The following is a 24,981-nucleotide window of genomic DNA, read 5'->3' on the forward strand; positions in this document are numbered from 1 at the left end:
TTTAAAGTTAACTAATTTTCAAAAGCTCCTTATTGATCCGCTTAATCAATGCAGGACCTTCATAAACCAATCCGGTGTAAATCTGCACCAGATTAGCGCCAGCCTGAATTTTTTCTACTGCGTCTTTAGGTGAATGAATGCCACCCACAGCAATGATATGAACGTGAGGAAGGTGCCTTCTGATATATTTAAGGACTTCATTTGACTTATCAAATACTGGTTTACCACTAAGTCCGCCTGCTCCGATAGCTTCAACTCTACTTGAATCTGTTTTTAACCCTGATCGATCGATGGTTGTATTGGATACAATTAACCCATCCAAACTAAGCTTTTGAGTAATCTCAATAATGTCATCAAGCTGTGACTCAGTAAGATCTGGTGCTATTTTCAATAGAATAGGCTTTTGAACATCTTTCTTTTGATTTTCATCTTGTAAGGCTGCTAGCAGTTTCATTAACGGCTCTTTTTCCTGTAAATCACGTAAGCCTGGAGTATTGGGTGAGCTCACATTCACAACGAAGTAGTCTACATGGTCATAAAGCTCTTCAAAGCATATGAGGTAATCATTCAGTGCATTTTCATTGGGTGTGACTTTGTTCTTGCCAATGTTGCCACCTACGAGAATATTGGATTTCCTTCTTTTGAGTCGTTCGACTGCCGCTTCAACACCTTCATTGTTAAAGCCCATACGATTGATCAATGCGTTATCCTTCGGAAGTCTGAATAAACGTGGTTGAGGGTTGCCGGGCTGCCCTTTTGGCGTAAGAGTTCCTATTTCAATAAAACCAAAACCCAGGTTTGAAAAGTCATCTATGAGTTCAGCATTTTTGTCAAATCCGGCAGCCAAACCGACCGGATTTTTAAATTTCAACCCAAACACTTCACTTTCTAATCTTTGGTCTTGAAAATTGAACATTCCCCGAATAATTGATTTGCCGAAAGGGAGTTTCAATATGAAGTGGAGCAGTCCGGTTGTTATTTTGTGGGCTTTTTCAGGAGAAAAAAGAAATAAAATAGGTTTTAAAAGTTGGTACATCAGCTTCTGGGATGAAATTGGGTTATTACCTGTTTTAAATAGTCCCGATCAAGGTGTGTATAGATTTCTGTGGTGGTGATGGATTCATGTCCAAGCATTTCCTGCACTGCACGTAAATCTGCACCTCCTTCGATCAGATGTGTTGCAAAACTATGACGAAATGTATGGGGACTGATGTTTTTCTTCAATCCAATTTTAGCAGCCAGATCTTTAATCACCATAAACACCATCACTCTGCTTATTGCCTTGCCACGTTTGGTCACAAAAAGGTGATCCTCAAATCCGGGTTTTACATCAATGTGTACACGTACTTCATCTCGAAAGATTTTAATGTGTTTGAGAGCAGATCGTCCAATCGGGACCAGACGTTCCTTGCTTCCTTTACCGATGATTCTGAGAAAACCAATATCATCATGGATGTTGCTGATTTTTAGATTGATTAACTCAGTGACACGCAAGCCAGAACTGTAAAGGGTTTCCAACATCGCCCGGTTTCGCTGACCTTCCGGAGTGGACATATCGATTGCTCCGAATAGTTCCTCTATTTCTGGAAGATCAAGAGTATCAGGTAGTTTGCGTCCGAGTTTGGGAGCTTCAATCAATTCGGAGGGATCCTTTGTGATCACTTCCTCATAAACCAGAAATCGAAAGAATGCCTTAAGTCCGGATACCATGCGTGCTTGCGTGTAGGCGGACATTCCGAGCTCATTGATGAACTCAAGAAAATCGATGAGATCCTGTTGCGTGATTTTGGTTGGGGGGGTGTCTCTCTCCTTTATCTCCAAAAACTGTTGAAGTTTGGCCATATCTGCGAGGTAGGCATCTACAGAGTTTTGGGCCAATGACCGCTCGAGCTTTAGGTAGCTTTTAAATTGTTTGGTATATGTGGGCCAGGACAAGTGATTGACTTTAGTGAATGTCGGATTGCGCTTGTCGAAATCTTTAACATTCACGTTTCGAGAGCCTCAACGTGACGAATTCAACAAAACATCCTAATTTTCAAAATTACATTCAAAATTGCATCAATTTGAGAATACTCATATTAAACGGACCTAATCTTAACCTCCTTGGCAGACGAGAGCCTGAGATCTATGGCCATCAATCCTTTGAGGATTTTTTTAAAGAATTGCAAAAGCAGTTTGGTCAACATGAATTGGAATATTTTCAATCCAATCATGAGGGAGCTTTAATAGATAAGCTTCATGAGGTTGGTTTTACCTATGATGGAATCGTCTTTAACCCTGGAGCGTACACCCACACCAGCATCGCGTTGCGAGACGCAATTGCCGGAATAGAATCACCCGTATTCGAGGTGCATATATCTAACCTTGCAAAGCGAGAGGAATTCCGACAGATTAGTTATGTTAAAGATGTGTGTGTTGGTTCGATTAATGGAATGGGATTGAAAGGGTACGAAGTGGCAATCGAAGAGCTTCAAAATATGGAGAGAGCATAGAATTGTGCTAACGTAGTTGGATGTTTTTTCGACTAACTTCTTATCTTTCCCTTAAATACACCGCCATGACAGATGTTCAAAAACAAAAGATCACTCACTTTTTCAATGTGCTGGATAACAACGGAAATGGTATTCTGGAGAAGGATGACTTTGAGTTAGTAGGAGAGACGATGAGCGATATCATCGGGCTTGATGATAATTCTGTTGTTCGGTTAGAATTAAAGTTGAGGGCGCACAGGCTATTTGTGCAAATTGTAAAGGATATAGAAAAGGAGCAAGCTGAGCTTACCCTTGATGAATGGATTCAGTTTTTTGATGACGTGGTTCTGACTCAACCGAATGATTACATCAATCAGTCAGCTACCTACCTTTTTTCTCTTTTTGATCAGGACATGGATGGTCACATTGACGAGCGGGAATATCTGGATATGTTTAAAGCGTATGGCTTGTACATGTCAGTAGCCAAAAAAGCGTTTGACTTACTTGATATCAATGGAGATGGACGAATCAGTGGAGGCGAGCTGGTTAAAGCCTTTGAAGACTTTTTTATGTCACCTGATGAGAAGGCTCCCGGCAACTGGATCTTTGGTGATTGGAGAAGGGGTTGAATTAGATCTTTTTCTTAAAAGTAACCAGCCGGTTAACTTCTTCAAACCCCACTGAATGATGGAATTGAATGCTTAGTTGATTCGTTATCTCGGTATCAGAAGCCATCTCAGTACACCCTGTGGCTTTGCCCCATCTTTCAGCTACTTCGATGAGCCTTTTTGCTATTCCTTCCTTTCTGTGACATGGGTCAACATATATACCTTCCATATAGAGAACCGGAGAGGTTGATGTTCCTTCCACAAACTCATATCTGAGTGCCAGCTGAATGAACCCTAAATAAATTCCATGATTTTTCGCAATGAAAGCCGTCTCTGTTTTTGATTCAAGGATTTTAAGTCCATTTTGAAATTCCTCTTTGTAATTGCATTCAGGCCAGAGGTAAAGAACTAATTGTGCCAGGTCAGAGACATTATCCTTTGAGATTTCTTCAATAGTCATGGCGTAACAGGGTGGTGTTACTATAAAGATACATTCTGGTTTTCTTAGAATAAAAAAGCCACTTCAAATGTGAAGTGGCTAATTGTACCATTAGTTAGTCTATTAATCCCTATTCCTTTCTACCTGGTCTCTCCCTTGGTTTTTTTATAGTTAAAGGAGTTTCTACGTTCGTGTTACCGACTGTGATACGAACCGTGTACTCTCCAATCGTTAAATGATAGTCGCCATTTTCGGCGGCTTCATAATTTTCCTTTTGTTCATCATCAAGTAGTTCTTTGAATGACTCATCAGTTTCCAATGGTATTTTAGCATTATTCAAACCTTGATCAGCCTTAATATCTGTGGAAGAAACTACCTGATCCTTAAAGATAATTTCAATTTTCCCATTAGCAGCAGAGTTTGCATAAAAAGTCACATCAATCGTCGGCTCAATAACGTCACCCCATGCCCAGGTCTTACTTCCCCACCTGGAACTGTGTGTCATTTCCTTGATTGGGAATGCATGAATTTCTTTGGCTAAAATTTCATCATTCATTTGCTGAACAATAGACACATCACCAATGTAAATACCTCTTCCATGTGTGCCCAAAATCAATTCATTTGCTCTTGGGTGAACAATCAAATCATGAACCGGTGTGTTTGGTAAGCCTTCCATGAAGGCCTGGTAGCTTTTGCCACCATCGAGTGAAACGTATACACCATGATCAGTTCCGACATAAATGATGTTCTCATTTACAGGATCTTCTTTCACCACATTAACGGGTTCCATCGGAAGGTTTGCAGAAATGTTTTTCCAGTTATTTCCATAATCCTCACTCATGTAAACAAGGGCTCGGAAATTGTCCCATCGGTAACCATTTAATGAAGCATATACTCTACCTTCTTTGTGTGCAGATGCTACCACGGTACTTACCCAAAAGTTCTCAGGTAATTTATCCGTAATTTTCGTCCAATTTTCACCTGCGTTTTCCGAACGATGTATCAGACCGTCATCGCTTCCCACGTAAATCAATCCAAATCGCGTTGGAGATTCCGAGATGGTGGTTAAGGTTCCGTAGCTCACATCTCCTTTTTTGCCACCATTGGTGAGGTCTCCACTGAGTGTTTCAAAGTTTTCACCCATGTCCATGGACCGGTGGAAGCGATTGCTGCCAAAGTAAACAATGTCCTGATTGTGGCTAGATAAAGCAATTGGAGCTTCCCAGTTCCATCGATACGGGGCATCTCCCAATTGATGACGAGGTGTGATATATTTTCTTTCTCCTGTTTCTGTATTGATACGAAAGTAATTACCAAACTGATAGCCAGTATAAACGGTCTTATTATCTCGGGTATCAACAGCTACCTGCATGCCATCTCCACCCATCAGTCTCTCATATGGATAGCGGCCCTCCTGATACCAGCTTCTTGAATATTCGTAGGTACTTGGCCCTTTCCATACGCCATTGTCCTGGAGTCCACCATAGACGTTGTATGGCTCAGCCATGTCTACTGCGATCGAATAAAACTGCCCAACAGAAGGTGAGTTGCAGTTGATCCACGTTGAACCAGAGTCATAGGTCACATAAACGCCTCCGTCGTTACCCAGAATCAAATGTCTTGGGTCTTTAGGATTGATCCAGAGGGCATGGTGATCCACATGGACATTATCTCCATTGATGTTTTCAAATGTTTTTCCACCATCCTCCGAGCGAACGATTGGAACACCCATGGTGTACACAACATCGGGATTTTGGGCGTCTACGCGCACCTGACCGAAGTAATAACCATACGAGAAGATCATGCTTTCGATGAAATCTTCGTGTGTCTTTTTCCAGGTCTTCCCTGCATCATCCGACCGATACATTTCCCCGCCCTTTACAGGTGTGTCAAAAAGAAGCGAATTGGCATCTTCCGTGTAAATCACCAAATCAATTGGTTTTACTTTTCCTGCTTCTACATCCTTTTTGATGTCAACCGCATTGTATTCCCTGGAGAAGCCATTTTCATCCAAGAATTCGTTTATTTTCTTGTTTTCAAGTGCCATGAATTGCTGATTATTCATGCTTCGAAGCGCATCTTTTGTCAAACCTTCTTCATCATCGTCTTCTTTGGGTCTTCTATCCTGATTGTCAAGGATGGCATAAACGATATTCGGGTTTGATGGAGCGAAAGAGAGACCTATCCGACCGGTACCGTCTGTATCAGGAAAACCGGAATCATCTGAAATTTCATTCCATGTATTTCCCCCATCTTCGGAACGGTAAATGGCTGTACCGGGTCCAGCTTCAGTGAAATTCCATGCTTTTCGATCCTTTTCCCATGCTCCGGCAATTAATAGATCAGGGTTGTCAGGATGCATGATCAATTCCACGATCCCTGTTCGATTGTTAACGAATAAGGTTTTATTCCATGTCTTTCCACCATCGGTGGATTTGTAAACCCCTCGCTCCGGATTTTCAGAATAGAGATGACCTAGTGCAGCGACCCAAATGGTATTTGGATCACTGGGATGAATGAGGATTCGTCCAATGTGATGTGTTTCAGCCAGGCCAATGTGTTCCCATGTGTCACCATTATCTGAAGATCTAAACATGCCATAACCGGAGTAGGAAGATCGACTGGAGTTGTTTTCTCCCGAGCCAACGTAAATGACATCATTCTCCCAGTCTACTTCAATGTCACCAATGGTCATCACGATTTGATTATCGAAGATGGGCTCGAAAGAGGTCCCGTTGTTCTTTGTTTCCCAAAGAGAGCCCGAGGCATATGCGGCATAGAAATGTGAAGGATCTGCAGGATCTACAGCCAGGTCAACTACCCGTCCACTCATCACTGTAGGTCCCACATTTCGGAATGGAACATTTTTGACTAGCGAGCTTTGTTCTAATTCTAATCGTTGCTGGTATCCCTGCCACCGTTCTTTTGCCGGTGTGGCCGGAGGTACGTCGTTGGACTTTTTCTTTCGCTGAGCCGGCACAATTATGACCAAACTCAAAAAGAGAAGTAGGAAAATGATTCTCATGAGGTTAGATTTTTTAATAAGTTAGTAAGTATAAATCAGAACCTATTTGAAATCAACCATTACCTACATGAAGAAGCATATATGGATTTTAATGGTAGTTGTCGCGGGATGTACAACTACGTTAGAGAAAAACACGGAGAAATTGGCAGAAACGGTAGATCCAGTACCGGATCATATACTCACTTCTGATCAAACACATAACAAGTGGAGCAAGACAATAGAACCGGTCTTAACAATTAACTCTGGAGAAGTGGTGGAAATCAGCACAGAGGAAGCCACAGATGGACAGCTGACCATTGATTCCGATACTTCTGATTTAATGAATCTCAGCTTCGATCCGATTCATCCATTGACAGGGCCGATTTTCATCAATGATGCTCAGCCCGGAGATGTAATTGCGGTGACTCTTCATAAAATTGAGATTGGCGATTGGGGTTGGACAGCCATCTTGCCGGGTTTTGGATTTTTGGCCGATGAATTCACTGAGCCACATTTGAAAACATTTGAACTGGCTGGAAAAAATAATGTGCGTTTTGCTGACGGAATTAATATTCCTTTGAAACCATTCCCCGGCGTTTTGGGTGTAGCTCCTGATACAGATAGTTTACTATCTACAATCCCTCCCAGAGCAAACGGAGGTAATATGGATGATCCGAATATTGTGGAGGGGACTACTGTTTATCTTCCTGTGTTTGTTGAAGGCGCCTTATTTTCAATTGGTGATGCACATGCTGCTCAAGGCTTAGGTGAGGTGTGTGGTACAGCCATTGAGGCTCCTATGAAGTTTCTGGTTGAGATAGAACTATTGAAAGGATCTTCCATTAGTGAACCTCAATATGAAAATGAAGATGTTTATGCAGTAACAGCTTACGCTACTACCATTGATGAGGCAGCCAAAAAGGCCACCAGATACATGATCGATTACCTGGTAAAAAACCATGGTTTGAGTAGAAATGATGCTTACATGCTTTGTTCACTGGCAGGTGATCTTAAAATCGCAGAAGTGGTAGATGTACCACACATGTTAGTGACTATGTCTATAGATAAAGAAGTATTATCCAAATGATTACCATTTATCATAACCCCCGATGCATGAAAAGCAGGCAGACGCTTGCTTTGATAGAAGAGAAAGGTGAAAATTTCATCGTAAAGGAATATCTGAAAACCCCTCCGACAAAAGAGGAACTAAAACAGATCGTAGATCTTTTGGAGATCAAACCCATGGACCTTATTAGAAAGGGTGAGGCGGAGTTTAAAGAAAACTTCAAGGGAAAAGATTTGTCTGATGACGAATGGCTGGATGCGATGGTTAGTTACCCGAAATTGATTGAACGCCCGATAGTGATATATGAAAACAAGGCGGTGATTGGTCGTCCACCTGAAAAAGTACTGGATATCATATGAAGGCAATACTGGTTAAAGAATTAGGTGGGCCGGAAAAACTGGTCTATGGAGATCATGAAATTGGATCACCAGGAGCGGGCAGAGTGAAAATTGAAGTGAAATACGCCGGAGTAAACTTTCCAGATACACTCATCATTAGAGGAAAATATCAATTTCAGCCGGAGCTTCCATTTTCTCCTGGTGGTGAGGTGGCAGGTATCATCAAAGAAGTTGGCCCGGGTGTAGAGGGTTTTAAGCCAGGTGATCGGGTGATTTCAGGAACTACCTCAGGAGCTTTCGCCGAGGAGGCGGAGGGGTTTGCATTTAATACCCACCACTTACCAAAGGAAGTAAGCTTTCAGGATGGGGCTACCGTTTTAATGACTCATGGTACGGTGATTCATGCATTGAAGGATCGGGCAAAGCTTCAAAAAGGAGAGACTTTGGCTATACTGGGTGCTTCTGGCGGAGTGGGTACTGCAGCCATACAATTAGGTAAAGCGATGGGTGCGAATATTATTGCTTGTGCATCTACAGATGAGAAGCTGGAATTCTGCAAGGAATTAGGTGCCGACATTTTACATAAGTATACACCTGATAATATAAAATCGGCTCTGAAAGATCTTACTGGTGGAAAGGGAGCTGATGTGATATTTGATGCAGTTGGTGGTGATTATTCTGAGCAGGCTTTTCGGGGAATTGCACCGATGGGTCGGTTTCTTGTGGTGGGCTTTGCGTCAGGTTATGTCCCTAAAATACCCCTCAATCTTCCATTGCTAAAAAGTGCTTCGATCACCGGAGTGTTTTGGGGTAACTTCTTTCGAAATTTCCCTGAGGAGAATAAAACCAATATTCAGGAGCTCTTGGAAATGGTAAAAAACAGAAAAATTAACCCGATTGTTGATGAAGTATTCGCATTGTCGGACACCAGACATGCCTTAGAAAAAATTGAGAGAAGGCAAGTAAAAGGTAAAATCATCATTCAAATAAGTTAATAATTCCTGTTTTGCAAAATTTAATTCTGTTTGCGTAATTCTTTACAACTTACTTTTGTGGTCCTTCTTTGATTCATCGAAGATTTTTTGGTATTCATCCGATATTTCGTGATTTTTAACAGAATGTTAAATCAATTTTTAAGTTAAAAACTCTACTATGATGAAAAACTACTTAAAAAGAAAACTGATGGTTCTAGCCTTTATGGTGCCCATTAGTTTTTTGATGGCCCAGGATGTTAGGGTCAGCGGAACGGTCACGGATGCCTCCAATGGGGAGCCGTTACCGGGTGTTACTGTATTAGTAAAAGGGACAACCAACGGTACTATTACAGGAATTAATGGAGAATACGAATTATCGGTTCCATCTGGTTCCACCATCGTCTTTTCTTCCATTGGTTATTCGAGTCAGGAAGTTCTTGCTTCAGAAGCTGGAGATCTGGCTATGCGAACAGATGTAACGAATCTTGATGAGGTTGTTGTGACTGGTCTTGCTACTTCAGTAAAAAGGTCAAACCTGGCAAACTCTGTAAGTACCGTTTCTTCAGAGCAGCTCACTGGAATGACCAACCAGGGAACTGTTGATGGTGCACTCTATGGAAAAATGACTGGTGTGAACTTGACATCTATTTCAGGAGCCCCGGGAGGTGGAGTTGCAATGCGATTGAGAGGTATTTCTTCTATCAAAGGAAATAACCAACCGCTCATTATAATTGATGGTATTTACATGAGCAATGCTGAAATACCTTCAGGTTCGAGATTCGCTTCTGGTGCAAACAGAGGAAATGAGGAACAGTCTTCTAATAGATTAGCGGATTTGGATCCGAATGATATTCAAAATATTGAGGTTCTAAAAGGAGCTTCTGCAGCGGCAATTTATGGAACAAGAGCGAATGCAGGTGTAATTATCATTACGACCAAAAGAGGAAGTCAAGGAAAGACCCAATTCAGTTTGTCACAAGATGTTGGGTTTAGCAAGGCTGTGAGATTGTTAGGTACTCGAGATTGGGATGCGGCAAGTGTTGCTGCTACTTACGGAGATGGTGAGGTTGCTGCATTTAATGCGTCAGGTGAAATATATGACTATGAAGAAGAGTTATTTGGAGAAACAGGGCTAATAACCAACACGAATTTCTCTGCAAGAGGAGGTAACGAAAAGACTACTTTTTATATTGGTGGATCGGTGAGAAAAGAGGATGGAATTATGAAAAATACTGGATTTGATCGATACAATATCAGAGCCAATATTGATCATAAAATTAGTGATCGAGTAAAAATTACTTCAGCTTCTTCGTTCATCAGATCAGAAACTTCCAGGGGTTTTACAGGAAATGAAAATGAAGGAGGACTGGCAGTGGTTTATAATCTTGCCTATACCAGGCCTTGGTACAACTTATATCCGGATGCAAATGGAGTTTATCCAGATAACCCTTCAGCTTCAGGAAATATGATTCTCGTTAGAGATCAAGCTAGAAATGAAGACAAAGTAAATAGAACACTGCAATCACTGAACTTTGAGGCGGATTTGATCAAGAAAGAAAATCAGGTTTTGAAGTTTAAGTGGAATGGAGGTCTTGATTTCTTTATCAATGAGACACTCGTATACGTACCTGAATATCATCAGGCCCAGGCAGGTATCCAAAATGGATATATTGGAGTAGGTAAAAACACCTTCACTAATTTGAATTACACGGCATTCCTTAACCACGATATTTATATAGGTGATTTATCGTTGAGCACAAGTGCCGGTATTTCATACCTGAATTTTAAAAGGGAGTTTGTATATAATCAAGCGACTCAATTGATTCAAGGACAAACAGCTTTGACTCAAGCAACAGCTTATGATATAACACAAACTTTTGAAAACGAAGAAGAATTTGGTTTTGTGTTCCAGGAGCAGGCCAACTATAATGATCAGATCATTGGTACCATTGGGATTCGTTTTGATAAGTCAAGCTTAAATGGAGATCCCAATAAGTACTATAGTTTCTTCAAGGGTTCCTTAGCAGCAAACATTCACAATTTTGATTTCTGGAGCGTAGACCAGATCAATCAGTTAAAAGTAAGAGTGGCATACGGAGAAACCGGTTCTAGTGCTACGTATGGTGCGCTATTTACCACTTTTGATAGAAATGCTGCTGGTGGAGTTGGAGGTAGTATTATTGATCAGCAAAGAGGTACTCCCGGACTTGAACCAGAAACTTCACAGGAGTTAGAATTTGGTTTTGATGTTGGGTTGTTCGATGGTATTGTTGGCTTAGAGTTTACAGCTTATAATAGAAAGGTGAAAGATTTGTTGTTTGATAGAGGCCTGCCTTCGTCTGTTGGTTTCAGTACTCAGGTACTTAATGATGCAGATCTTGAAAATAAAGGAATTGAGATTGCATTAAATGCACGACCAGTTAGTAACGAAAATGTTACATGGAACACGACTGTTAATTGGTGGAAAAATGAAGCTACTTATACGCGCTTAGGTGTACCATCATTCACAGCTCCGGGTAATGGCTTTGGTTTAGGCTTAGGAACATTTTACATCGAAGAAGGAGGGTCTGTAACAGGTATTTATCAGAACGTAGACGGAACTCCTACTGAAGTAGGGAATACCCAGCCTGATTTCCAGATGTCATTCTACAACACGGTTAATTTCCTTAAGAACTTTGATTTCTCTTTCTTATTACACTGGAAGAAAGGTGGGGAAAACTTAAACTTGTCCTCATTACTATTTGATGATGGAGGAACCAACCCTGCAATTGATGATAGAGGATCACAATATGCGGCATCATATATTGAGCCAGCAGGATATTGGAGATTGAGAGAAGTTGCACTTTATTACTCAATTCCACAGTCTGCTCTGGGAGTTTTTAACGGAGCTATTAAAGGAGTTAAAATAGGTGCTTCAGGTAGAAACCTGTGGACAAAGACAGACTACCTAGGATACGACCCGGAAGTTTCTACAAATGGAACAAACGCCTTGGGTACTGGATTGGATGTAGGTCCATATCCTAACAACAGGCAGGTATTCTTTCATTTGAATCTTAACTTTTAATCACTAGAGAAATGAAAAAAATATTAATATTAATAATAACAGCAGTTTTTGCGTATGGATGCGAGATTGACGAGCAAATAAATCCAAATGCACCTGCTCTGGATGGAATACTGCAAAGTGCGTCAAAAGCAGAGTTGAATAACCTGACTGCAGGAGCTGTCGCAGGAATGAGAAACAATCATTCAATTTATGTAACTGCAACTGGAACTATTACAAGGGAATTATATCTGTTTGATGCCGATCCTCGAAATAGAACAGATCTAATAGGTACCACAGGTTCATTGGATAACAATTCTTTTTACACCACGGCTAATTGGACTAGCAGATATAGAGTAATCAAGAATTGCAATATTCTACTGGAAGCACTTGATGTAGCAGAAGCTGATGTAACTGATGCTGAAAAGGATGGATACAGAGGGTTTGCTAAGACCATTATGGCTCATCAATTTCTAATTTTGTGGGGAGCTTATTTTGACAGTGGTATTAGACTTGATGTTAATGATCCGGACAACCCGGGTCCAGTAGTAACCAATACATCAAATGTTTTGGATGAAATAAGAACCATGCTTGATGATGGACTTGCAGATTTACAAGGAGCTGAATTCGCGTTCAGAATGTCAAGTGGATTTGCCGGTTTTGATACACCAGCTACGTTCGCTGAGTTTAATAGGGCTTTAGCCGCAAGAGCGGCACTGTATGCAGGAGATATGGCTGCTGCTAGAACTCATCTCACAGACTCATTTTTCGATATAAATGGAGATCTGGATATTGGTCCAAAAATGACTTTCAGTACAAGTCCGGGTGACTTTTTGAATGACTTATTTAAGCCTTCCGGCCAAAATGGTAATCAAATTTTTGCTTCCGATACTTGGGTAGATGAAGCTCAGGCCAACGATTTAAGGGTGGAAAATAAGGTTAACCAACGTGCTGAAACTTTCACGTCTTCCGGAATCACTGTTCAGTATGAAACGAATCTTTATGAGAGCGCAATTAGCTCCATAGATATTATCAGAAACGAAGAGTTGATGCTTATTTATGCAGAAGCAAACATTGGTTTTGACAATACAGAAGCACTTGCTGGAATTAATGCGGTAAGAAGTGCAGCTGGCCTTGTGGATTTGGCAGGAACTGTTACAGTTGAGGATGTGCTCCTGGAGCGACGCTATTCTTTGTGGTGTGAAGGACATAGAATGGTCGATTTGAGAAGAACAGGAAATCTTAATGAGACGTATATAACATTTGATAATATTACTACTACCGATGAGGATGGTAATGTTATTCCAGCGGATCAAGAAGTATTTGATAAATTCCCACTTCCACAAACAGAAGTTGGTAGTTAATTGATATAATTGAATAAAAAAACCCACTCAATCGAGTGGGTTTTTTTATGCGATTTCTTTATTCAAATCAATCATATCCAAAGGCCTGGTATACATATCCAAAGAACCATCTGGTTTCATCGGCCATTCTTCTCTGGACCTGTCCCAATAAAGTTCCACACCATTTTGATCGGGATCATTTAAATAGATCGCCTCAGAGACACCATGATCGGATGCTCCGGAAATGGGATACTTCGCATCTCTGAGTCGTTTTAGCAGAATGGCCAAATCTTTCCGTGTAGGAAGCAAAATTGCCGTATGAAAGAGCCCAGTACTGTTTCTTGGCGGAGGATCTCCGCCTTTGCTCATCCAGGTGTTTAATCCAATATGGTGATGATAGCCACCTGCAGAGATAAAGGCCGCATCATCACCATAAGTCGCTATTAATTCAAACCCCAATAGGCCACAATAGAAATCCAGCGAGCGCTGAATGTCAGATACCTTTAGGTGAACATGGCCTATGCGGGTTTGTGCAGGAATCTTATAATCTTCCATATCAATTCATGGGTACTTCAATAAATAACAACTCTGAATCCTTTTTTGCAGAAATGGTCACTTCATTGGTTTCAGAAATTCCTATGGCATCACGCTTGTCTAACGTGTCTTCCTGTATATCAATCTGCCCTTCGATGATGAATATGTATACGCCATTTCCCATCTTATTAAAGTTGTAGGTAATTGTGTTTCCATCAGACAAATTGGTAAGAGAAAAGTAAGCATCCTGATTGATCCAGAGTGCTTTTTCATCATTGGGTGAAACCACTGTTTGAATCCTATCCACTCTCTCTGATGACTCGAATACCTTCTGATCGTATCTAGGCTTAATGTCTTTCTCTTTTGGAAAGACCCAGATCTGCAGGAAGTTGACCTCATCTGTCTTGCTTCCATTATACTCCGAGTGCGTTAATCCACTTCCTGCGCTCATGATTTGCACTTCTTCTGTATGAATCAATTTCTCAGTTCCAGTGCTGTCTTTATGCGCCAGGGATCCCTTTAGTGGAATGGATACAATTTCCATGTTGCTATGCGGGTGCGTCGGAAAACCTGCACCACCTTGTAAGATATCGTCATTTAATACCCTCAGCATTCCAAAGTGAACCCGATCTGGATTATAGTATTGACCGAAGCTGAATGTATGCTTGCTATGAAGCCAACCAAAGTCGGCTGTTCCGCGACTATTTGCTTTATGAATAATTTTTTTCATTGTCATATACTTTCAATTCCTGATAAATATACGTATTTACATTAAATGTAGTTACATACATTTTATTCAAAAAATTAAGCCTATTTAATTTTTGTACCTTTGCGTGATTATTTCACAAGAAAAGAAAAACATGAAAGCTAAAGCTAACGACAAGGTAAAAGTACACTACACAGGAAAGCTCACTTCCGGAGAAGTATTTGACTCCTCTGAGGGGCGTGACCCGCTTGAGTTTACCGTGGGTGGCGGACAAATGATTAAAGGCTTTGATGAGGCAGTAAACGGAATGGAGATTGATGAAAAGAAGACAGTAACCATCCCATCTGCTGAAGCTTATGGAGATCGAAGAGATGAGTTAATCCAGGATGTTCCGAAGGATCAGCTCCCTGAAGATATGAAACCGGAGGTGGGTCAGAAGTTGGTAGCAACCAATGACCTTGGGCATCAAACGTATGTTTCTGTAACTGCTGTATCAGATGATGCGATCACAGTAGACGCCAATCATGAATTGGCCGGCAAGGATTTGGTTTTTGATATCCAACTTGTAGAGATCGGGTAAAACGATTTAAAAATTAAATAGAAGAGGCCTTGATTCAGGGCCTCTTTTTTTATGCCAATTTTGATGTATCTTAATCGCGAAAGCAGTTTTAAACCTGGAATGAAAAAACCACTTCTCCTTCTCTCATTTGTGATCGCTTTGGGTGCTTACAGTCAGGATAGCCTACGATCAGACAGTATTCAGCGGGCAGTCAATAGCCTGAATCAGCAGCTAAATACGTACGAGCGATTACTCGATGAGAACATCCAACGGCGCAGGCAGGATTCACTGGCTCGTGTAGATTTAATGAAGCGTATCCAGTTACTTCAGGAGAGTGATAAGCTGAGTCAGGCGACCCTTCGTGAACAAATAAAAGAGATTGAGCAAAGAGACTCTGCACGAAATGCAGAGCAAAGAGAACGTATCCTCCGGCTTAGAGAAAGCACAAAGGGCTATACCGTAAAGCCTCTTGGTGATTCACTTTTTACCATTTTCACCAAATTGGGTCCGGTGATGGCAGAAGAAAGAGCTTCCAATGTCTCGGAAAAATTAAAGCTGCTTGTCAGAGATGATTTTTTCTATCCGGATTCACTATACCGGGAGGAACATGGAGGAACAATTGATGTGATGTATCAAAACCTGATCATTACAAGTGTGTCCGATTGGGACGTATTATGGGTAGAAGGGATCAGTAAAGATTCACTAGCCAGTACTTACCAGCGTAGTATTCTGGAATTTGTGAATAAATCCAGAAACCGTAGCACCATCCAAAATATAGCGGCGAGGATTGGTTTGGTTTTTTTAGTGATAGGCGGTGTTGTATTGGTTTTGTATTTTATTCGTCGGATTACGAATGGCATTCAGGGATGGATGGTGCTCAACAAGAGTAAATATTTCAATGGTTTACGATTAAGGAGTTATGAGTTTCTTCCTCCACCATTGCATTTAGACATCAGTATTCGGATCGTATCTTTCCTGAAATGGGTCTTGTATGCATTAGTCCTTTACCTCTCACTTCCGATGGTATTCGGACTTTTCCCATTTACTCGAAGCTGGGCAAATACATTACTGGATTGGATTCTAGATCCTGCAAAGAACATATGGTTTGGTTTCTGGGACTACTTGCCAAACTTTTTTACGATCATAGTCATATATGTAGTTACCCGGTATCTGGTGAAATTCATTAGGTTTATCGCTACTGAAGTAGAAGAGTCAGTGCTTACCATTCCGGGATTTTATCCGGATTGGGCCATGCCAACCTATCGTTTAGTTAAGCTACTTGTCTATGCTTTTATGCTGGTGATGATGTGGCCGTATTTACCTGGCTCAGGAACTGATGTTTTTAAAGGTGTTTCCATTTTTATTGGGTTGTTGATATCCTTTGGCTCTACATCGGCCATTGCCAATGCAGTGGCCGGGCTGGTGATTACCTACATGCGTCCTTTTAAAGTAGGTGATCGGGTAAAAATAGGAGAGGTAACGGGTGAAATCATTGAAAAGACGTTGTTAGTGACCCGCGTTAGAACCACCAAGAATGAAGACATCACTGTACCCAACTCTTCCATACTTACAGGTTACACGATTAACTACACCAGCAGTAGCAAAGAGCTGGGTCTTATCCTGAATACCTCCGTGACGATCGGGTACGATGTGCCGTGGAGAAAAGTGCATGAATTACTGATTGAGGCAGCAGTAGCAACGGAAGGCGTAAATATCAGCAAAGAACCGTTTGTGCTGCAAACCAGCCTTGACGATTGGTATGTATCATATCAATTGAATGCATATACAGATGCACCGGAGCTGATGCCTAAAACGTACTCTATGCTCCATGCTAATATCCAGGATAGGTTTAATGAAGCTGGTATTGAGATAATGTCTCCGCACTACAGAGCGGTAAGGGATGGAAATACCACCACGATTCCCGCAAAAGAATAGAGATAGAGGAGCTTTTTTTCTTATTTGTCATTACAAACCATAAAGTATCATTTATGATAGTTATAAATAGTATTTAATGGTTTTGATTTTTTTCTCCTTTATATTTTTTACTTTTTAATAAGTAGTTTGGGTTATATTAGTTTTTTCTTATACGTTTTTCCGTTACTTTTAATTGCAGGATTAGTCACCAACCTGATCATGATTTTAACCATTAAAGATTGTCATGAAACGGTTATCAGGATTGTTAGCTCTTGTTCCATTATTGGTTGGAGCAAGGGGTGATGAAGATTCAATAATTTCAGAGCAGACTGTTTCAGTTTGCTCCATTCAGCAGGTTCAAAACCCGTCAACAGGAGAGTATTTTACTAACCTGTTGAGTACGGAAAACTGGCCTGCCAGGTGGACTTGCGGTACATGGTCTGCCGCAGATGGATGGATTTATATCATTTCCGACCTCATCATATTTGCAGCTTATTTGTCTATTCCCATCATGCTGTTCATATATCTCTGGAAGCGTAATTTGGGATTCTTTAAGCCTCTGACTTTTGCATTCGGTGTTTTCATACTTTCCTGTGGTGTTACACATCTCATTGATGCAATTATTTTTTGGGAGCCAATCTATCGGTTTAGCGGATTTGTCAGGGCAATCACAGCGGTTGTTTCTGTTGCTACTGTGGGGCTGATGATAAAATCCGTTCCCACAGCGCTAACATTTAAAAGCCCGGCCACATTGCAAAAGGAGGTAGATCTGGCCGTCGCTGAATCAAAAGAATTGAATAGTATCCTACAGGAGTCTTTCAGTATTGCCAAGATAGGCACGTGGAAATTAGACCTTCAAACCAATCAGGTTAGCTGGAGTGATTCCTTGTATGATATCTACGAAATTCCACGTGGGACACTTATTGATCTGGAAAAAAGCCTGGATATGTATCCTGGGCAGGAAAAGCTCATAGAGGATGCCATAGCTAAAGCAATCGCGAACAGAAGTAATTATGATTTGGAATTATTGGTGACCAAACCCAATGGGAAACAGCTTTGGACAAAAGCCATTGGAATTACGGAAGTGGAAAGAGGTGAAGTTGTTAGTATTAGGGGCTATGTAATGGACATTGATGCCAGCAAACAATTAGAAATTGAACGGAAAAAATCTCACGAAAAATTGGAGGAGGAGGTGAATGCCAGGACACGGGAATTGAAAGCAGTGAATCAGGAGTTGGAATCATTCAGTTATTACATTTCTCATGATCTAAGAGCTCCGCTTAGAGCGATTAATGGTTTTTCTGAAGCACTTCTCGAAGACTATAAACCTAAACTTGATGATGAGGCAAGCAGGTACTTAGACCGGATTTCCTATAACAGTCGAAAAATGGGTGAACTGATCGATGATATTCTTGCATTTAGCCGGATGAATCGTAAGGAAACCAACTTTAAAAATGTAAACCTTGCTCAGGTAGTTTCTGACCTGATCAATAATCTGTTTGTTGAATCTAAATCAATCATTCAAGTCAGGAATCTTCCTGAAATCCATGGGGATAAAGAGATGATCAACCAGGTTTTTGCGAATCTTTTATCAAATGCAGTCAAATATTCCTCAAAGGAGGAATCACCTTCAGTCGAAATAATAGGAGAAGAGTTTGATGACTCTTACCTGATTAAAGTCGTTGATAATGGTGTTGGGTTTAATATGCAATATGCCGACAAGCTTTTTATGGTATTTCAAAGGTTACATTCAGATGAAGAATTTGAAGGCACAGGAGTAGGTCTGGCTCTTTGCCAAAGAATAATGAGTATGCATAATGGCGAGATATGGGCGCAAAGTGAAGAAGGTAGTGGAGCAACTTTTTTTCTAAAATTTAAAAAGCAAATGAATGACTGAACTCAGGGAAATTCAAATAATCCTGGTAGAGGATAGTGCTGATGATGCTGAGCTTACCATGCGGTCATTAAAAAAAAGTAATGTGGTAAATGATATTGTATGGTTGAAAGATGGTGAGGATGCATTGAATTATTTATTAAGAAAAGGGGGTTATGCAGAGCGTGATTTGCTCAAGAAACCAAAGCTGATTCTACTTGATTTGAAGCTACCCAAGGTAAGTGGAATTGAAGTGCTTGAAGTGATCAAAAAAAATGAGGAACTGAAGACAATCCCGGTAGTAGTCATGACATCATCTCGCGAGAATCAGGATTTAGAAAAATGTTATCAGCTGGGAGTGAACAGTTATATCGTGAAACCCATAAACTTCAATAAGTTTATGAATTTGGCAAATGAAGTAAGCATGTATTGGGTCATGATCAATAAAACTCCGGAATAGGATTTTGATAAGTTTGAGCGGGATATGGAAAATAAAAAGAAACCGATAGCAATACTATACCTGGAAGACAATGAGGATGATGTAGAGTTGTTAAGACTAACACTGAATAAATCAAACCTGCATTATAATCTCTCTTGTGTATCCACTAAAGAGGAGTTCCTGAAGTTGAGTCTTCAGGATTTTGATGTGATCATCTCAGATTATAACCTCACGGACTATGATGGCCTCTCTGCCATTAAATACATCAGATCGTTTGATTTGGCTATTCCAATAATACTTCTGTCCGGTACTGTAGGTGAAGAGTTGGCCGCAGACTTATTACGCGCAGGAGCGAATGATTTTGTTTTAAAATCCAACATGAAAAAGATTGTGATTGCAGTTGAGCGCGGCATTAGGGAGACCTCAATAGTGCGTGAGAAGCAGCGATTTCAAAAAGAGCTTCTGGAAAAAAACCTCATTCTGGATACCATTTTTGACAGTTTTGAGGATTTAATCTTTTTAAAAGATGCTACTGGAAGATATTTAAAAGTGAATAAGGCCTTTTGTGAATTCATCAAAATGCATGAAGCGGAGTTAGTAGGGCATACTGATACGGAATTATTCTCTGGTAAAGTTGCTGAGCAATCGATGGAGCAGGATGAATATGTGAAGCTATCCGGAAAATCTGTAACCTATGATTTGGAAATGACAATCGATAATCAAAGAAAGGTGCTTGAAGCCACAAAAACACCCCTGATTATCGATGATGAGGTAACTGGAATTGTTGGCAAATTTCAAGATGTAACAACAAAGAAAATACTGCTTGAGGAGACCATGAAAGCCAAGTCTATCTTAAGCCAGGCGGAAAAATTAACTCGTTCGGGGAGCTTTGAGTATGATTCAAATCTGGATCTGATTAGCTGTAGCTCAAACTTCAAGCATATTCTGAAATTACAGATTGAAGGAGATACCATTTCCTTTAGAAAACTCACTCATCTCGTAAAAGAGGAAGATCGGAGCATTTTTGTAGAAGGAATAACAACAGCTATTGAAAACTATGAAGAGTATCATAATGAACATCGCTTCTGTGTTCCCTTCAACGGAAAGGAAACCATTTACTATTTTAAAGTTGTGTTAAGACCGGATTATAAAGACACAAACAGTACGCGTTTTTATGGCACCATCGTAGACGTAACTACAGAGCATGAAAGCCAAATCTACCAGCTAGACAGGCAGGAGCGCGATCGAAAGGAGATTGCGCGAGAGCTGCATGACAACCTGGGTCAGAAGATGAATGCTATCTCCATGTTTATTAGCAAGATATCTGACAGTTTTCCTGACAACAAGGATTTGATCAAGGTTAAGAACCTGGCACATGAATCCATCGATGATCTGGGTTATTTAATCAATAATATTTCAGTAAAGCAGATAGAAGAGCATAGTTTAGGGTATGCGATTGACAAACTTATCGGGTACATGCCTGAAGAGATGATTGTTCGTCGGGAATATAATATCGACGAGAAGTTGCTTTCTACCTTTGTAAAGGCACAAATTTACCGTATCGCACAGGAGGCTTTAAACAATGTTCTGAAGTATAGTGAGGCGACTCATGTTCAAATGAACCTCCGTCAGGAAGGAGGGGTTTTAAGTTTGTATATTGAAGACAATGGGAAAGGCTTTGCCAAGGAAAAAGTGCTGACGGGTAATGGGCTTCAAAATATTATTCATCGGGTTCGGCGTAGCAACGGACTCGTGGATATCGATTCTAAGATCGGAGAGGGTACACGAATCAAAGTAAAAGTTCCGGTTAGCTAAAAAAATAATAAAATGAGAACGCTGCTATTAGTGGATGATCACCAAATTATCAGAGACGGCATTCGGTTTTACTTCGAGGGCGATGACGAGTTTGTCATAAAAGACGAAGCTGAAAATGGCCTGGAGGCGCTGGATTTGTTGAGGGATAATGAATATGACATCATACTTACAGATATCAATATGCCCAAAATGGATGGCATAGAATTCATGAAGACACTCAGGGAAAATCACCCTGACCAAAAGGTATTGGTACTATCCATGTATAATGAGGCCGGTTATATCAATAAGATGATTGCCCTGGGTGCAAATGGTTATGTATTGAAGAAATCGACCAAAGACGAATTGGTTGAGGCTATCAAAAAAATCCTTGATGGGGGGGATCATTATTCGGAAGAGGTGTATAAGACAATCATAGGCAACATCGCAGGACGAAAACCAAAGGAGCGATTGACCCTTGAAACAGAATTATCTGAAAGAGAAAAGGAGGTGTTGGTTTTAATCACCAATGAATACACCAATAAGGAAATTGCCGATAAGTTATTCATCAGTATTCGTACAGTGGAAACCCACAAAAGAAACCTTCTGGAAAAGACAGGTTGCAAGAATGTAGCAGGCCTTGTGATGTACGCAGTTGAGCGAAATCTGGTTTAGCCTGCCGTTTTTTCTAATCTTTGAAATTTTAATTAACTTATTAGAATCTTCTAATTAGGAGGATTTGTTTTATATGGATCACCAGCTATTTATAAAAGATCTAAAAAAACCTGTCGTCATTCTTGATGTGGATCGTGGGCACTTTGTCGATTGCAATGATCTGGCACTTGATTTTTTTCAGCTTTCCAAAAAAGAGATTCTCAAAAAAAAGCCTTATGAACTAAGCCCGTCACACGTGTATGGACATGAAGCTGAGGCGTATAGTCGTCAGGTAATTCAGGAAGCGCTGGCTGGGGCCAATCCTGTTTTCGATTGGATTCATAGAGACAAAGATGGGAATGAGATTCCTTGCGAAGTTCGTCTGATTCGGTTTCCGCCATATAATAGGCAGCTAGTCAGGGGAACCATCATTGATAAGCGACTTGATAATAGTGCGATTACACGAGAAAGTGAAGAACGTCTCCGGTTGACCTTGGAGTCGGCCAGCATTGGAACGTATGATTGGTATCCGAAAGAAGATAAATTATCATGGGACGAAGGATTATTCAAGATCTTTGAACTCAAGCCCACAGATAACATAGATTTAAATGCCCATTTCTTTAGCATCATTCATCCGGAAGATCAAGAGCGGGTGGGAAAGGAGTTTGAGCATTCATTAACTCCGGAAGGACCCGATGGACACCAAATTGAATACCGTATTAATGTAAACGGTAAAGTCAAGCATCTGCTGGCAAATAGCAAAATGATCCGTGACAAAGAGGGAGAAGTCATCCGCATGTTGGGGACTACTCAGGATATCACCGCATTAAGGGAATCTGAGCAGAAGCTTAAACAAAGCGAGGTGCTATTCAAATCAATAGTGCAGGATCAGGAAGAAATGATTGTGAGGTGGAAAAAGGGTGGGATTCGAACGTTTGCTAATCGAGCCTACCTTGAAAAATTCAATCTTTCTGAAGAGGAAGTAATTGGCTCCAGCTTTTATGATTTAATTGACAAAAAAGATCAAAAAGCTGTCATAGCAAAGCTTGAATCATTAACTCCTGACAATCCAACTGTAAAAAAATCCCATAGAGTTTATTTGCCAGATGGATCTACTGGCTGGCAGGAATGGACAGATCGTGCCATTTTTGATGATAGTGGGTCGATCGTAGAATTTCAAAGTACAGGTAGGGATATTACTGAAATTGTAAAAGCAAGAGAAGCACTCAAAGTCAGTGAAGCGCGCTATCGAAACGTCTTTAACCAGCAGTTTCAATTTACTGCGCTTCTGGATCTAGATGGAAAGATTTTGCATATCAATAACCTGGCACTTAAGACGCAAGGGGTGTTGGAAGATGAATTCATCGGGAAATATTTCTGGAATTCGCCCGGATGGGAAGGGAATAAAGAAATTCAGCAAAAAGTTAAGGATCAGATTGAAAAACTGAAGAAGAGCAAGAAGCCACTTTTGGTCGAAGATCGGTTTAAAGATCCACATGGAAAAACCCATTACACCAAATCCCATTACAGCTTAATTCGAAACGCTAGTGGAGAATTTGATAATATCCTTGTTCAGGCCATTGATGTCACCGAAGAAAAGGAATCGAAGAAGGAAATAGCTGAAAGGGAGAAAAAGCTCAATAATATTTTCAATGTCACCTCCGATATACTAGTGCTTATCAGGGCAGATAAGGACTATGTGATCGAAGAAGTCAATGATTCATTTTTAAGATTATCCACCTTTTTTGGCAAGAAGGTTACTCGCGAGTTTGCAGTAGGTAAAAGCATTGAGTGGTTGTTTCGTGACCTACTTAATATTGGTGATGAGGAAATCAGGAAGCGGTACGAAAAATATGAAAAAGTGTGCGAAACAAAAGAGCGCAACACCTATACTCAGCGACTGGATAAGGAAGGAAGGACATTGATTACGGAAATAGTGTTGAGTCCATTGATTCAGGATGGCAAGGTCACCCACATTCTAATTCGTCTGGCTGATATTACCCAGCAAGAATTAGCTAAAATAGAACTGGAGGAGGCATATGATGAGCTATCTAAACTAAAAGCTGAAATAGAGCAGGAAAACATCTACCTGAAAGAAGAAATCAGGCAGGCGCATGATTTTGAAAATATGGTCTTCAGGAGTGAGGCGTTTCGTAAAATACTGAACAGTGTGGAGCAGGTGGCTAAGACAGATGCAACCGTATTGATAACCGGTGAAACAGGAACGGGAAAGGAATTGATAGCTCGGGCTATTCACAATGTCAGCAAGCGATCAGAAAAGCCAATGATCAAGGTAAATACGGCTGCCATACCCAGAGATCTCATAGAAAGCGAGCTTTTTGGACATGAGAAGGGAGCCTTTACCGGAGCTGTAGGAGAAAAGCCCGGGAAATTTGAGTTGGCGGATGGAGGTTCCATCTTTCTCGATGAAATTGGTGATATGCCATTGGATTTGCAAGTGAAAATTTTGCGGGTGCTGCAAGAAGGAGAGGTCGAGAGGCTTGGAAGTACTTCTTCAAAAAAAATTAATGTCCGAATAATCACAGCTACCAATAAAAACCTTGAGCAAGCAATAAAAGACGGAAAGTTTCGGGAGGATCTGTATTTCCGCCTGAATGTTTTCCCTATTGAGATTCCACCATTACGCTCACGACCGGATGATATCCCAATTCTGGTTGAGCATTTTATTTCCAAATACAATGTCAAGCATAGCAAAGAGGTGAAATCCATTCCAAAGTCTGTGATGGATTACCTGAGAAATTATACATGGCCGGGAAATGTCCGTGAACTGGAAAATACAATGGAACGAGCAATTATTTTAACGGAAGGAGAAAAGCTTCAGCTGCCTGAGGTAGAGGATGATTCATCCAACGGGGATCAATGGACACATGACAATTCGCTGGAGGTAGTTCAGGAAAATCACATCCGTAAAGTTCTGAAAGAATGTCATTGGAAGATAGAAGGTAAGAATGGAGCCGCTCATCAACTAAAGATCAAGCCGAGCACACTTAGGGATAAGATGAGGAAGTTTGACATAAAACGACCCGATTAATGACCCACGAAATACCGTGGCTTACTGTTTATAACGCTTTTGCCCCACGGATATCCGCGATTATTTTCGATTAAGTATTTTACTTATTGATATTTAATGCCATTGATTAACAGGTAGTTACACCCTTATTTTTCTAATTATGAATAACTGGCACGTCCATTGGGAATGGGTTTTTC

The 24,981-nt window shown here is 40.7% G+C and carries 20 protein-coding genes; 14 read left to right on the forward strand and 6 right to left on the reverse strand.

What is annotated here, in order from left to right; all coding sequences use genetic code 11:
• Nucleotides 1-7: 7 nt before the first annotated feature.
• Nucleotides 8-1,036 carry a quinone-dependent dihydroorotate dehydrogenase gene (locus ACOQON_RS04005; RefSeq protein WP_420577635.1) on the reverse strand — a complete coding sequence of 343 codons (1,029 nt, stop codon included), beginning with the start codon at nucleotides 1,034-1,036 and terminating at the stop codon, nucleotides 8-10.
• Entirely contained in the window at nucleotides 1,036-1,935 is a 900-nt protein-coding gene (xerD, locus tag ACOQON_RS04010; protein ID WP_420577636.1) for a site-specific tyrosine recombinase XerD, read from the reverse strand. The genes ACOQON_RS04005 and xerD overlap by 1 nt, the downstream gene beginning before the upstream one ends.
• A 128-nt stretch (nucleotides 1,936-2,063) precedes the next feature.
• Between xerD and aroQ the strand changes: the two genes are divergently transcribed.
• Nucleotides 2,064-2,492 (forward strand): type II 3-dehydroquinate dehydratase, encoded by a 429-nt coding sequence (gene aroQ, locus ACOQON_RS04015; protein ID WP_420577637.1) that lies wholly within the window; start codon nucleotides 2,064-2,066, stop codon nucleotides 2,490-2,492.
• 65 nt (nucleotides 2,493-2,557) lie between these two features.
• On the forward strand, nucleotides 2,558-3,100 hold the full coding sequence (locus ACOQON_RS04020; RefSeq protein WP_420577638.1) for an EF-hand domain-containing protein: 543 nt from the start codon (nucleotides 2,558-2,560) through the stop codon (nucleotides 3,098-3,100).
• A 1-nt stretch (nucleotide 3,101) separates the two neighbouring features.
• Here ACOQON_RS04020 and aac(6') read toward each other — a convergent pair whose 3' ends face one another.
• Nucleotides 3,102-3,539, reverse strand: a complete 438-nt coding sequence (gene aac(6') / locus ACOQON_RS04025) for an aminoglycoside 6'-N-acetyltransferase (RefSeq protein ID WP_420577639.1) — start codon at nucleotides 3,537-3,539, stop codon at nucleotides 3,102-3,104.
• A gap of 109 nt (nucleotides 3,540-3,648) precedes the next feature.
• Entirely contained in the window at nucleotides 3,649-6,543 is a 2,895-nt protein-coding gene (locus ACOQON_RS04030) for a VPS10 domain-containing protein (protein WP_420577640.1), read from the reverse strand.
• A gap of 67 nt (nucleotides 6,544-6,610) precedes the next feature.
• On the opposite strand from ACOQON_RS04030, the gene ACOQON_RS04035 reads away from it, so the two are divergent.
• From ACOQON_RS04035 to ACOQON_RS04055, 5 genes are all read left to right on the forward strand, one after another.
• Nucleotides 6,611-7,609 carry an acetamidase/formamidase family protein gene (locus tag ACOQON_RS04035; RefSeq protein WP_420577641.1) on the forward strand — a complete coding sequence of 333 codons (999 nt, stop codon included), beginning with the start codon at nucleotides 6,611-6,613 and terminating at the stop codon, nucleotides 7,607-7,609.
• Nucleotides 7,610-7,635: 26 nt separating this feature from the next.
• A complete protein-coding gene (arsC, locus tag ACOQON_RS04040; protein ID WP_420577642.1) occupies nucleotides 7,636-7,947 on the forward strand; it encodes an arsenate reductase (glutaredoxin) in 312 nt (103 codons plus the stop codon).
• Entirely contained in the window at nucleotides 7,944-8,921 is a 978-nt protein-coding gene (locus ACOQON_RS04045) for an NADPH:quinone oxidoreductase family protein (RefSeq protein ID WP_420577643.1), read from the forward strand. Before arsC ends, ACOQON_RS04045 begins: the two co-directional genes overlap by 4 nt.
• A gap of 157 nt (nucleotides 8,922-9,078) precedes the next feature.
• Nucleotides 9,079-11,964, forward strand: a complete 2,886-nt coding sequence (locus ACOQON_RS04050) for a SusC/RagA family TonB-linked outer membrane protein (RefSeq protein WP_420577644.1) — start codon at nucleotides 9,079-9,081, stop codon at nucleotides 11,962-11,964.
• Nucleotides 11,965-11,975: 11 nt separating this feature from the next.
• On the forward strand, nucleotides 11,976-13,304 hold the full coding sequence (locus tag ACOQON_RS04055) for a RagB/SusD family nutrient uptake outer membrane protein (protein WP_420577645.1): 1,329 nt from the start codon (nucleotides 11,976-11,978) through the stop codon (nucleotides 13,302-13,304).
• Between the two features lie 45 nt (nucleotides 13,305-13,349).
• Here ACOQON_RS04055 and ACOQON_RS04060 read toward each other — a convergent pair whose 3' ends face one another.
• Together ACOQON_RS04060 and ACOQON_RS04065 are read right to left on the reverse strand one after the other, a co-directional pair.
• A complete protein-coding gene (locus ACOQON_RS04060; RefSeq protein ID WP_420577646.1) occupies nucleotides 13,350-13,838 on the reverse strand; it encodes a VOC family protein in 489 nt (162 codons plus the stop codon).
• A 1-nt stretch (nucleotide 13,839) separates the two neighbouring features.
• A complete protein-coding gene (locus ACOQON_RS04065; protein ID WP_420577647.1) occupies nucleotides 13,840-14,547 on the reverse strand; it encodes a pirin family protein in 708 nt (235 codons plus the stop codon).
• Nucleotides 14,548-14,677: 130 nt separating this feature from the next.
• Between ACOQON_RS04065 and ACOQON_RS04070 the strand changes: the two genes are divergently transcribed.
• The 7 genes from ACOQON_RS04070 (at nucleotide 14,678) to ACOQON_RS04100 (ending at nucleotide 24,805) form a co-directional block, all read left to right on the forward strand.
• Entirely contained in the window at nucleotides 14,678-15,103 is a 426-nt protein-coding gene (locus ACOQON_RS04070; RefSeq protein WP_420577648.1) for an FKBP-type peptidyl-prolyl cis-trans isomerase, read from the forward strand.
• Nucleotides 15,104-15,202: 99 nt separating this feature from the next.
• Entirely contained in the window at nucleotides 15,203-17,017 is a 1,815-nt protein-coding gene (locus ACOQON_RS04075; RefSeq protein WP_420577649.1) for a mechanosensitive ion channel domain-containing protein, read from the forward strand.
• Nucleotides 17,018-17,240: 223 nt separating this feature from the next.
• Entirely contained in the window at nucleotides 17,241-18,893 is a 1,653-nt protein-coding gene (locus ACOQON_RS04080; RefSeq protein ID WP_420577650.1) for a sensor histidine kinase, read from the forward strand.
• A complete protein-coding gene (locus ACOQON_RS04085; RefSeq protein WP_420577651.1) occupies nucleotides 18,886-19,329 on the forward strand; it encodes a response regulator in 444 nt (147 codons plus the stop codon). Before ACOQON_RS04080 ends, ACOQON_RS04085 begins: the two co-directional genes overlap by 8 nt.
• A 24-nt stretch (nucleotides 19,330-19,353) precedes the next feature.
• Nucleotides 19,354-21,123, forward strand: a complete 1,770-nt coding sequence (locus tag ACOQON_RS04090; RefSeq protein ID WP_420577652.1) for a response regulator — start codon at nucleotides 19,354-19,356, stop codon at nucleotides 21,121-21,123.
• Between the two features lie 12 nt (nucleotides 21,124-21,135).
• The gene (locus ACOQON_RS04095) at nucleotides 21,136-21,774 is read left to right on the forward strand and encodes a response regulator transcription factor (protein ID WP_420577653.1); all 639 of its coding nucleotides are present in this window, start codon (nucleotides 21,136-21,138) and stop codon (nucleotides 21,772-21,774) included.
• A gap of 73 nt (nucleotides 21,775-21,847) precedes the next feature.
• Nucleotides 21,848-24,805, forward strand: a complete 2,958-nt coding sequence (locus tag ACOQON_RS04100) for a sigma 54-interacting transcriptional regulator (protein ID WP_420577654.1) — start codon at nucleotides 21,848-21,850, stop codon at nucleotides 24,803-24,805.
• The last annotated feature ends 176 nt before the right edge of the window (nucleotides 24,806-24,981 follow it).

The organism is Ekhidna sp. (genome assembly GCF_965221965.1).
GTDB lineage: Bacteria > Bacteroidota > Bacteroidia > Cytophagales > Cyclobacteriaceae > Ekhidna.